The organism is Paenibacillus sp. 2TAF8 (assembly GCF_052114825.1).
Classification (GTDB): Bacteria; Bacillota; Bacilli; order Paenibacillales; family Paenibacillaceae; genus Paenibacillus.
On record NZ_JBFRFN010000002.1, the window covers coordinates 138,101 to 149,581 of the forward strand.

The 11,481-nt window shown below is 42.3% G+C and carries 8 protein-coding genes; 2 read left to right on the forward strand and 6 right to left on the reverse strand.

Going from position 1 to position 11,481, the window contains the following annotated elements; all coding sequences use genetic code 11:
• Positions 1–112 precede the first annotated feature (112 nt).
• Complete coding sequence (locus tag AB4Z30_RS02735) at positions 113–1,102, reverse strand: alpha/beta fold hydrolase (RefSeq protein WP_441923073.1); 990 nt, start codon at positions 1,100–1,102, stop codon at positions 113–115.
• Between the two features lie 406 nt (positions 1,103–1,508).
• A complete protein-coding gene (locus AB4Z30_RS02740) occupies positions 1,509–2,807 on the reverse strand; it encodes an NCS2 family permease (RefSeq protein ID WP_441923075.1) in 1,299 nt (432 codons plus the stop codon).
• 441 nt (positions 2,808–3,248) lie between these two features.
• Here AB4Z30_RS02740 and AB4Z30_RS02745 point away from each other — a divergent pair, with 441 nt between their 5' ends.
• Complete coding sequence (locus tag AB4Z30_RS02745) at positions 3,249–4,610, forward strand: alkaline phosphatase (protein WP_441924163.1); 1,362 nt, start codon at positions 3,249–3,251, stop codon at positions 4,608–4,610.
• 153 nt (positions 4,611–4,763) lie between these two features.
• Here the strand turns inward: AB4Z30_RS02745 and AB4Z30_RS02750 are convergent, their stop codons facing one another.
• Both AB4Z30_RS02750 and AB4Z30_RS02755 read right to left on the reverse strand, forming a co-directional pair.
• A complete protein-coding gene (locus tag AB4Z30_RS02750; protein WP_441923077.1) occupies positions 4,764–5,966 on the reverse strand; it encodes a macrolide family glycosyltransferase in 1,203 nt (400 codons plus the stop codon).
• 61 nt (positions 5,967–6,027) lie between these two features.
• Positions 6,028–7,392 (reverse strand): MFS transporter, encoded by a 1,365-nt coding sequence (locus AB4Z30_RS02755; RefSeq protein ID WP_441924165.1) that lies wholly within the window; start codon positions 7,390–7,392, stop codon positions 6,028–6,030.
• A gap of 320 nt (positions 7,393–7,712) precedes the next feature.
• On the opposite strand from AB4Z30_RS02755, the gene AB4Z30_RS02760 reads away from it, so the two are divergent.
• Positions 7,713–8,939 carry an NAD(P)/FAD-dependent oxidoreductase gene (locus tag AB4Z30_RS02760; protein ID WP_441923079.1) on the forward strand — a complete coding sequence of 409 codons (1,227 nt, stop codon included), beginning with the start codon at positions 7,713–7,715 and terminating at the stop codon, positions 8,937–8,939.
• A 178-nt stretch (positions 8,940–9,117) separates the two neighbouring features.
• Here the strand turns inward: AB4Z30_RS02760 and map are convergent, their stop codons facing one another.
• The gene (gene map / locus AB4Z30_RS02765) at positions 9,118–9,858 is read right to left on the reverse strand and encodes a type I methionyl aminopeptidase (RefSeq protein WP_441923081.1); all 741 of its coding nucleotides are present in this window, start codon (positions 9,856–9,858) and stop codon (positions 9,118–9,120) included.
• A gap of 194 nt (positions 9,859–10,052) precedes the next feature.
• Complete coding sequence (locus tag AB4Z30_RS02770) at positions 10,053–11,468, reverse strand: 6-phospho-beta-glucosidase (RefSeq protein WP_441923083.1); 1,416 nt, start codon at positions 11,466–11,468, stop codon at positions 10,053–10,055.
• Between the last annotated feature and the right edge of the window lie 13 nt (positions 11,469–11,481).

The window sequence follows — 11,481 nt, forward strand, 5'->3', positions numbered from 1 at the left end:
CAAAAATGTAAACTGTGTGATAACCAAAAAACGGCACCAGGTTTGGCACCGCTCTTTAAACAAAGTGTGGGAGTTATAGGTACTTCTTTTTCTTTGCTTTATTTGATTTACTTTATTTTAATTGAACACTCTTCATATAAGCTTTGAATTCTTCAGCAATTTCTTTGTACTTTGTATGATGCAAATAGTGTGAGCCTTCCATCGGGATCATTTTACCCTGATCGGATTGTTTGATCTGCTCCTCATGCAGCGGTATCCAATTTGGATTCGCTGTATTATTGGACTGAACGAAGAGCAACATCGGCAAGTGGCGAGGATAGGTCAGTTTCTCTGCATTTTTGAAGTTAGAACCCAGATTTTTTAACTCATTCATTAAGGTCGAATTGCTCGACACCTGATTCGAGATCAGGTTCATCTGCTCTATGGTATGCTCATCATAGTCCATAGATTTGTAAGGATCTGCACTCATATTTTTGATGAAACGCATCATCCCTGATTTTTGAAGAAATTGCATCAATTTCAGAGGTAGCTTCGCATCCATGCCGGGCTGATTAGGCACACTGCTGTCTATACCGATAAAGGCCATCACTTCGTCGGGATAGTTTTTCACATAAGACACGCCGTATAGTCCTGTAATGGAATGTCCCATGAGAATATAACGCTTCAGACCAAGCTGCTCGACAGCGTCATGAATTTCACTGACGATATTTTCAGAGGTACGCTCTTTGTCTGTACGATCACTTAATCCATAGCCAAATGGTTCAATCGTTACCACTTTATAATCTGAAGTTAACTCATCAATTAAAAGTTTGAAGTCTAACACAGGGGATGGCGTTCCTTGCCCCGGCAGAAGCACAATGGTCTTTTCTCCGCTGCCCTGGATCGAGACGTTCATGTTTTTGCCATCCACTTGTACATACTGTCCATAGGATTCTATCTTTTTCTTTTCCATCCCATTGCTAATGACATTTATCACAAATAAAATGCCCATAAATAACACGAGAGCCGCGATGATTCCCCCGAATATTTTTAAGAATAACTTGCGTTTCTTGCCGCGTTTCTTCTCTGTTGGTTTAATCTCTACGATTTCTTCCACTCTCATCTTCTCCCGTCCTTAGTCTGTGTAACTGTCTTGGTGACTTATCAACAGTATAATCTGGCAAGATGTCGCCATCGTGACGCCAATGTGAACGGAATATGAACTGGCATATATAAGTTGAATTGGTTTACACAAGCACTCCGATGACAGAATAACCTAGAGAGTAGCGGTTATCCCCAGATTTTCTTGATTACCTTTTCGAAAGGGAAAAATCTGGGGATAAAGGCTAAGCTTATGCTTCCGATGTAGCTTTCTTTCAGAAAGCTTTTAGCTCCGCTTTCCAGGTTTTTTCTATCCTCTCCGTTTCTGTGTAAATAATCATTCATTTTATATTGTTTCATTAACAGTATATAAGAAAGAGAACTACTTATATACAAGCAGCTCTCTTTGCCATGTTTAATACTATTTCCTAGTGGTCGAGGAAGACAAGTTGAATGAAGAACAGAATTGCAAAAATATAAAAAATCGGATGAACATCTTTGCCTTTACCCCGAAGCAGCTTGAGCACAGGATAGAAAATAAAGCCGATTCCAATCCCTGTTGCAATACTGTGCGTCAGCGGCATCAGAATTATGATCAGGAATGCCGGGAATGCCTCTTCAAGATCACTCCAGTTCATTTTGCTAATCACACTGATCATGAAGAAACCTACAATAATCAGCGCCGGAGATGTGATCGCCGGGATGCTGGAAATAACACTTACGATTGGGCTGAAAAATAAGGTTACGGCGAGTAATAAACTTACCGTTACCGCAGTCAGTCCTGTTCTCCCCCCTGCCGCTACACCCGTACTGGACTCAATATAAGCCGATGTTGGACTTGTTCCGAGCATTGCACCCGTGGTGGTACCCACAGCATCAGCGAGTAATGCGCCACGGGAACGTGGGAATTTACCGTCTTTCAGTAATCCCGCTTGCTCTGCCACACCAAGCATGGTACCTGTAGTATCAAATAACGTAATTAGCAAAAACGTGAAAATAATCGTGTACAGTCCATTGGAGAAGACACCCGCCAAATCCATTTGGAACGCAGTTTCACCGAGTCCTGACGGCATCGCTACAATGGATGCAGGCATTTGGAACAGTCCCATGAACCACGCAATAATCGCGGTGATGACCATTCCGATAAACAGATAACCTTTCACATTGTAGGCCATCAACGTAACGGTGATGATCAGCCCGATAAGCGTCAGATACGTCATAGGTTGTGCCAAGTTGCCAAGTGTAATCAGATTGGATTCTGAATTCGCAATGATGCCTGCATTTTGCAAACCTACTGTTGTAATAAACAATCCAATTCCTGCGGTAATCGCGTGTTTGAGACTTGCCGGAATCGCATCCAGCAGCATGTAACGAAATGAGGTAAGCGATAAAATAATAAATAAAATACCCGCAATGAACACAGCGCCAAGTGCTGTCTGCCAAGTTACGCCATACCCCTGTACAACACTAAAAGCAAAAAACGCATTTAACCCCATGCCCGGAGCGATAACAATTGGATAATTGGACCACAGTCCCATAATCAATGTTGCCACAATACTCGCCAGAATCGTAGCAATAAATACGCCGTTAAAGCTCATTCCCGTACCACTGAGAATTCCGGGATTCACAATCACTATGTATACCATCGTGAAAAATGTAGTAATACCAGCAATAATTTCGGTTGAAACGGTGGTGCCTCTTTCTTTCAGTTTGAACCAGTTGTCCATCGTAAAGCCAGCCTCCAACTTTCATTTTGTCTTTGTAAAATCTCACAGCTAAAAACAAAAATCCTAATTACCTATAGGATTGGAAATCTCAAGCTCCTATATTCGTCATTAGGGTCTGAAAAGCTCCGAATGTAAAGATAAAGAAACGAATTTTGTTTTCAATCTGAGGTGCATTTCGAATTCTATTAAAAATAACACAAGATGTCAATGGAATTCGAGCTTTGTTCACAGTATTTACGAACTATAAGGGATGGAAATGCGAATTTATTCGTTTTTTGGTCCTTTGAATTGTTTTTGTAACATTTTTGGTTTGTACATTTATTTTACGTTCCTCATACAATTGTGATGGTTTTTATTTACAAATGAATGATAATCTTCTTAAGGATGAACAAATGAACAAAGCTTCATGCATTCATATTAAAGATAAAATGAGGAGGAACTATTTTGAAATTTTCCAAAAAAGCTTTGCCTGCATTAGCACTAACCCTGGCTGTATCAGCCTCCACTCTTCTTTCCCCTGGACAAGCAAGCATTGCTCAAGCCGCAGGAACAGAGAAAAAACCAATCAAAAATATCATTTTCCTTATCGGAGATGGCATGGGAACGTCTTATACATCCGCTTATCGTTACATGAAAGATAATCCTAAAACGAAGGTTATGGAAAAAACGGTGTTTGATCCTTATCTGGTAGGCGCTCAAATGACCTATCCCGATGATGACAAACAAAACGTTACGGACTCCGCATCTGCAGCAACCGCAATGTCGTCAGGTGTAAAAACGTATAATGCGGCAATCGCGGTGGACACGAATCAAAAGTCAGTTAAAACGGTATTGGAACAAGCCAAACAAATCGGTAAATCAACAGGTTTGGTTGCCACTTCGGAAATCACCCATGCTACTCCAGCGGCATTTGGAGCCCATGATATCAGCCGTAAAAATATGGATGCTATTGCAAACGACTACTACGACGAATTGATTAACGGAAAACATAAAGTAGATGTACTGCTTGGCGGCGGCAAAACCAACTTCATACGTAAAGATCGTGATCTCACGAAAGAATTTCAAAAAGCAGGTTATAGTTATGTAACGGACCGTTCATCTCTGCTCGCTAACAAAAACAAACAAGTTCTCGGGCTGTTTGCGGACGGCGGACTGGACAAGTTCATTGATCGCACAAGCGCAACGCCTTCACTGGCTGAGATGACAAATTCGGCTATCGATCGCCTTAAAACGAACAAAAAAGGATTTTTCCTTATGGTCGAAGGAAGTCAGATTGACTGGGCAGGACACGATAATGATATCGTAGGTGCGATGAGTGAGATGGAAGATTTCGCTAAAGCCTTCAAGGCAGCGATTGATTTTGCTAAAAAAGACGGACAAACCCTAGTTGTCGCTACGGCTGACCACTCCACAGGTGGGCTTACACTTGGTAAAGATGGAGAATACAATTTCTTCGTAGACCCAATTAAAGCTGCGCTTCGTACTCCTGATTTCATGGCTGCACAAATTGCCAAAGGAACTTCTGTGGACGAAACATTGAAAAAATATCTTAAACTTGAGCTGACAGCTGAAGAACTTCAATCCGTGAAAGACGCTGCTCAAGGTACGGATGTTACCAAAATTGATAACGCCATTGAAGCCATTATTGATAACCGCTCGTTCACAGGTTGGACAACAGGTGGTCACACAGGTGAAGATGTACCCGTGTATGCCTACGGCCCGGGAAGTCAGCGTTTCTCCGGCTTAATAGATAACACTGATAATGCCAAAGTGATTTTCGATATTTTAAAAAAGGGTAAGTAAACGATTTTCATCGCGTCCTGATATTTATTGTATAGTGTTATAGCGATTTTCTAAAATGCCCCCTCTCTTCTTTCGAAAGGAATGAAGTAAGGGGGTTATTGTATTCACATTAAGTTTATTCCCTGTTATATGAGTATAAGAGGTGGAGTGCAGTTATACCTTGGTAAATTGTTGCATTATGGCCGCCGCTGCAAGGGTATAGCCCCCAGCTTCTCTTAAAGATTTACCGATGAGATGTGCCTGCTCTCTATAGATGGAATTGTGAAGTACTTCCATAATCGCATCCTGTAATTGAATTGCGCTCAGGTGATGTTGATCTAATACCACCCCAGCTCCAAGTTCTTTTACGCGACCCGCAACAAAGGGCTGATCTGAGGTCATGGGAATCATGACAAGTGGAACATCGAAATACAATGCCTCGCTTACACTATTCATGCCTCCATGGGTAACAAAAACGTCTGCATGCTGCAATATTTCAATCTGAGCAACATAAGGCTTCACAATAAAGTTATCGGGAATCATTTCTTCAATGGATGTAATATCGGTGTATTTCCCCGAAGATAAAACAACATTTACAGCCTGATCTTTTAATGCATCAAAGCACAGTTTGTAAAACTCCAGGTTTTTATTCAGTATGGTTCCCATTGAAATGTATACCGTCTTGGTGTGACGTTCACGAAGAAGATGAAATGGGAATTCGGGAGCATCTTCCCGCGGAATAATCGATGAACCCGTGAACAGAAAACGATCATGCAACTCTTCTGCCCGCGGCTGAAAAAAACGGCTGGTGTAAACAATATTTAATTGAGCTTTATGTGCCATCATTTCCTCCACAGCAGGCAGGCTGACCTTATAAGTTGCTGCTATTTCTTGTGCTGTATTTATAATCGCTTCATATAGTTCCTGTGTATCGATATCCTCCCCGTTTTCTATGCTTGCTGGCTCAACGGAAGCAAAAGAAGCTATCGTACATACGGCTGGAATTCCTAATTTCTCAGCGAGAATTTGGCCTCCCCACCCCATCAGTGAATCGTAGATCAAATAGTCAAACGTCTCATGCTCTATCAAACGAAGCACCTCCGGAATCATTTTGGGAATGATACCGCAAGTAACCATGTGTATGAATTGATAGGGATGCCGATACGCCAATGGCTTGAGTGTAGGTTCATGTGAGAAAGCATCCTCCGCAAAAGGAAAGGTCATGACCTTAGCCCCCGTTTGCTCAATCCGAGAACGATATTCCTCTACACAGACATAAACTACATCTTCCCCAAGTTTGACTAGCTCTGTAATTAACCCAAGGGATGGGTTTACATGGCCTTCAGCCGGAGTAATGACAACTAATACACGCGCCATTGTGCGCACCTCCTGAATGTAATATGCCTCCGATCTGTATCTGGTCTGACCGGTTGTTTGTTTACATCGGAAGTGTGTCTATTTTTTGCCCAGCGGGCTGATTTGATTGAGAAGTAACAGCGGCAATCCGTAATGATGAGAAAAAGCTCAGTATAACCAATAGAAGTTGAAGCGTCAGTACCATCAGAATCCCTGTTGATATGCCCCATCCCATCGTTTTGGCTAAAGCAACCAATGAACCGCTTACACCAATGCTTACAGCCACATAAAAAGAATCGACAAACTGAAGGTTGGCAGACATCTTTCCCTCCTGTCCAAGCTCCGCATACTGTAAAGCAAGGACCGCGGTAGTCGGGTTAGCCAGACCCACACCAAAACCAATAATAATCTGTGAGAGGAGAATGAGCGCGATTCCGATATCCGTCAAAAATAAAGCTAGCATCACGAGCATAAGTCCGACGATCATTATGACAATTCCATACATCACTCTCTGCTTTCGCCCATCACCATGGTCTTTTACATCCAATCTGGCTTGTAACCATGCTGCTCCAGACCAGCTTAATGAGCCTGCTGCGACAAGTAGTCCGGCAGTTTCTGCCGATAACCCCTTCATCTCAGTCAAACCCAGAATAACAAAACTCTCGGTTGCAAAGTAACAAGCCACATACAATCCTCTTGTTACTAAAGTTGCCGGTAAACCGGATTTGATTAGAAATGTTCCTTTAGGCAGTAATCTGTGCATGAACGGTATCATGATTATGAATCCAGCGATCGATAGAACTATGCCCTGCCAGTTTGGAATCATACCAAGACCTGCCAATAACAATCCCGTACCAATAGCTAATAAAATGGCCTGACCTGTTCTCGAGTCAACTGCTCGTGCTTTTTCTATAATGTGCTGATTGCGCTGCAGATCACGAAACGAGCGATATGTAAGCAGAAGAGCAAGTGCGATCAAAGGGATAACGATCCAGAAAACAAACCGCCAAGACAGATAAGAAGCAAGAACTCCTGCAAAATAAGGCCCGATTAATGAAGGCAGAACAAACGCCATCGAAAAAGCTGCCAAAATCTGAGTTCGGAGCGTTTCCGGATAGTATAATGTTACACACACATAGACACATGTAATTAAAGCTCCAGCTCCAAATCCTTGAAAGGCTCTTCCTCCAATAAGCATATACATGTTAATGGATGTCGCAGCAATGATTGTCCCCACCACAAAAATAGCAAAAGATATAAGAATGGAAGTGAATACACCTCGCCTGTCCACTTGCTGGCCCATAACCAGTGTTCCTACAAGCTGACATAACAAAAACGCGCTGAAAATCCAACCATACAAATGAATTCCCTGCATGTCTTGAGCTATTTTGGCAGCAATGGTTGTTATCGCGAGCCCTTCGAATGCCGAAGTGGTTAATACTAACATGATGCCAATGGTCATGGCGCTGTAACGTCGATGAAAAATGCCAATTGGTTTCTCGTTTGTCACGGACACCTCCATAAATATTGAAATATTAGTAAAATGCACCTGCAGATGTATCTTTAATATAGGATAAGTAAGTCACTTTGTAAACAAAAATGTTTATTAAGTCGTCCTTCATCGTTGATCTCGCTGATATCTAAAGACCCCTTCAGTGGCTCAACATGTTCATATGCTGCTCTCAATCGCAAGAATTGTCTTCTCTGCATTGACTTCCGGCAAAGTGCTTATACTACGTACCGAATATATCTAAGGAGAGATTCAACATGGATCTGCAGAGCGGTAAGTTATATTGGCCAACCACGGTAACAATCCCTCCTTCCTACCCGAAGCTTGAAGAGGATATTGTTTGTGATGTTCTAATCATCGGTGCTGGCAGTTCGGGTGCACAGTGTGCTCATTTTTTAGCTGATGAAGGATTATCGGTCGTTGTTGTGGACAAGCGGAAGGTTGGAGAAGGCAGCACAAGTACCAATACGGCATTGATTCAATATGCCGGGGAAAAGAGTTTTGTATCTTTGAAGAATACGTTCGGTGAAGACGTAGCCGCCCGTCATCTTAAATTGTGCGAACAGTCGATTAATCATATCGAGCAGATCAGCGGCGAGCTTCCGATCACGCCTGATTTTATAAGGCGCGATAGCTTGTATTACGCGAGCTACCAGGAAGATATTCCGGCATTACAAGAAGAATATGCACTTCTCAAAAAGCACGGTTTTAATGTGGATTTTTGGGATGAGCAACATATATCCGGCGTATATCCCTTCTCTAAGTCAGCTGCGCTTTATTATCATGATGATGCGGAGATGAACCCGTTAAAATTTGTCTATGGACTGCTCGAGAAAGCAAAATCAGAAGGTGTTCGAATCTATGAAGAAACCGAGATTTCGGGTAGACGTTTTGAGAATGATTCGGCTGTTTTTTATACCCAAGAGCGCCACGAGATTCGTGCGAAACATGTGATTATTGCGGCTGGATATGAAGACAAAGACTTTAAAGTAGAGAAAAATGCCACACTGTCCAGCTCTTATGCTGTTATCACCAAGCCGGTTTCCGAATTAGATCAATGGTACAAGCGTACATTGATTTGGGAAACGGCACGTCCGTATGTTTATATGCGCACGACCCCGGACAACCGGATTATTATCGGTGGCATGGATAAGGATACGGCCTACGCCGAGACGAGGGATTCCAAAATTTTGGCTAGTAAGGATAAACTGATTCACGAGTTTAACAAGCTTTTCCCAAATATTCAGGTAGAACCGGATTATTATTTAGGTGCTTTTTACGGCGGAACACATGATGGCTTGCCGGTAATCGGACAATATGAGTCCTATCCGCATTGTTATGTCATTATGGCATACGGCGATAACGGAACCGTGTATAACGGAGTTCTCGCGAAGATTGTTACTGATCAGATTGTGAATGGCTCCAGTCCGGATATGGAGATTTATTTGCAGAACAGACCCGTTTCTGAAAAAGTTACTCACTAATTCGTTTCATGGACATGCAAATCTTTCGTTTATGCTAATATTATTGGCACACTGAGCTATTTCTTCACTTTGCCTTCGTGTTTACCATTACATGTTTACCATAAAGTAAAAAGCCGACTCCTTAAGTGGAATCGGCTTTTATGCATAACTTCTCAAACCCATATAAAGCCCTATACCATTACAAAGTAATAATGATTGGACCCTTTTTGGATAGAATGATCGTATGTTCAATTTGTGCTACATAACTGTTTTTGGTAGCAAACGTCCATCCATCCCCTTTTTGATACACTTCTTCTTCGGAAGTAGAAATAAAGGGTTCAAATGCAATAACCATACCTTCTTTTAACAACTCATCATCGGATGTGTCATTGTAGTTATAGATATGATCCGGTGCCTCGTGTATTGCACGACCAACCCCATGTCCTGTGAGGTTACGAATAACAGTTAATCCATTCTGACGGGCTGTCAGGAATACCGCTTTTCCAATGCCGCTCTTTTTAGATCCAGGATTCGCTTTTTTCAAACCTGCTTCAAAAGCGAGTTTGGCTACCTCGCAGATTTTCGTTAAAACTTCATCTCCCTGGCCAACCACAAACGAGATGCCTGTATCTGCGAAATATTCGTTTTTGGAGCCGGAAACATCAATGTTGACGATATCGCCTTCTTTGATTACCCGATCCCCTGGAATCCCATGAGCCACTTCCTCATTGACACTAATACATGTAAAACCAGGAAAGTCATATTCACTTTTGGGTGCGGAAATGGCCCCTTCTTTCTCGAACAGCTCCCCAGCCAAGTCATCCAGTTCTTTGGTCGTAACACCCGGAACCGTCCGTTCCACCAACGTATCGCGGATGGCAGCAACGATCCTGCCAATTTCTTTTAAACTATTAAAATCCTCTTCCGTTTTTGCAATCATATGCGAGTACCTCACGTTCCTTCTTCTTTGTAAACAGAAAGTTTCATCTTATTGCAACATAAATTGCTACAGTTTGCAACATTTTGCGTCGAAAATACTACCTGCTATACGACTACGCTACTTGTATAATGAGAAAAGCACTGTTGTCCTTAAGGAACGAAACAGTGCTTATCATTAACATATGTTATTCAAGATTATATGTTTTCCCCGTGACTTGCAATACATTCCTTGTACCAGTAAAACGAATCCTTCCGCACCCTTTTCAGAGAACCTTTTCCCTCATCGTCTTTGTCCACGTAGATCAAGCCATATCTCTTCTTCATCTCACCTGTTCCCGCACTGACTAGATCAATGCATCCCCATGGTGTGTACCCGATCACTTCGACCCCGTCTTCCAAAATTGCTTTTTTCATCTCGCTAACATGTTGTCTCAAGTAATCAATTCGATACGGATCATGTATTGATCCATCCGCTTCCAACACATCGATGGCACCCAGTCCATTCTCCACTATAAACAAGGGGATCTGATACTTATCGTACAGCCAGTTTAATGTAATCCGAAGACCTATCGGATCAATCTGCCATCCCCATTCGCTGGCTGGCAAGAGAGGGTTTTTATAACCGCTGATTTCATTGCCCTCGCTCTTGTCCTGATCGGTTGGATTAGCCATCACGACCGAACTGGAGTAATAACTGAATCCGATATAATCTACGGTTCCTTCTTTCRGGATCAATTCATCCTCTGTAGCAGATTGAATTTTCAATTGATGTTGCTCCAAGAAACGAAAATATGACCGCGGATATTTTCCTCTGACATGTACATCAAGAAAATAATAAGCTTGCTGGAGTTTCTTGACATGGGCGAGTACATCATTAGGGTCGCAAGTTGCTGCATAGGACGTTGGATGAAGAAACATGCCACCAATGATAAAGTCCGGGTTGATTTTTTTACCGAGTTTGACTGCCTTGGCACTAGCGACCAACATGTGATGTGCAGCTTGATACATCGTCTGTAGTTTGTTTTCTCCTTCAACCCATTGAATTCCTCCTGGCTTCCATGGCTTGCGTACAATCATATTGATTTCGTTAAACGTCATCCAGTACTTGACCTTTGTTTGAAATCTCATATAGATTGTTTCGCAATAGTTTAAATAGAAGTCAATCAGCTTTCGATTACGCCATCCTCCATATTCCGTTACCAGATGATAGGGCATTTCAAAATGGGATATGGTGACTATCGGCTCAATTCCATATGCCAGACAGGTGTCAAACAAGTCATCATAGAACTGCAGGCCTTCTTCGTTCGGCTGCGTCTCATCCCCGTTTGGAAATATTCTTGTCCAAGCAATACTGGTTCGAAAGCATTTAAAACCCATCTCATGAAACAATTGAATGTCTTCCTTGTATCTCGTATAAAAATCACTAGCCTCATGACTAGGGTAATATACATTTTCCTCTATACCTTCTGTAATTCTCCGCTCAACTCCATGCGCTGCTGCTGACATTACGTCAGCGACACTTATGCCTTTGCCGCGTTTGTTCCAGCCGCCTTCAACTTGATTGGCAGCGACAGCGCCTCCCCATAGGAAGTGTTCTGATAATTTGTCCATGATCTCATCACCT

What these genes read in the sequence shown, in the direction of transcription:
- AB4Z30_RS02735 (WP_441923073.1), bottom strand. Translation starts at nt 1,102, where the DNA reads ATGAGAGTGGAAGAAATCGTAGAGATTAAACCAACAGAGAAGAAACGC.
- AB4Z30_RS02740 (WP_441923075.1), bottom strand. Translation starts at nt 2,807, where the DNA reads ATGGACAACTGGTTCAAACTGAAAGAAAGAGGCACCACCGTTTCAACC.
- AB4Z30_RS02750 (WP_441923077.1), bottom strand. Translation starts at nt 5,966, where the DNA reads ATGGCGCGTGTATTAGTTGTCATTACTCCGGCTGAAGGCCATGTAAAC.
- AB4Z30_RS02755 (WP_441924165.1), bottom strand. Translation starts at nt 7,392, where the DNA reads ATGTTAGTATTAACCACTTCGGCATTCGAAGGGCTCGCGATAACAACC.
- AB4Z30_RS02760 (WP_441923079.1), top strand. Translation starts at nt 7,713, where the DNA reads ATGGATCTGCAGAGCGGTAAGTTATATTGGCCAACCACGGTAACAATC.
- map (WP_441923081.1), bottom strand. Translation starts at nt 9,858, where the DNA reads ATGATTGCAAAAACGGAAGAGGATTTTAATAGTTTAAAAGAAATTGGC.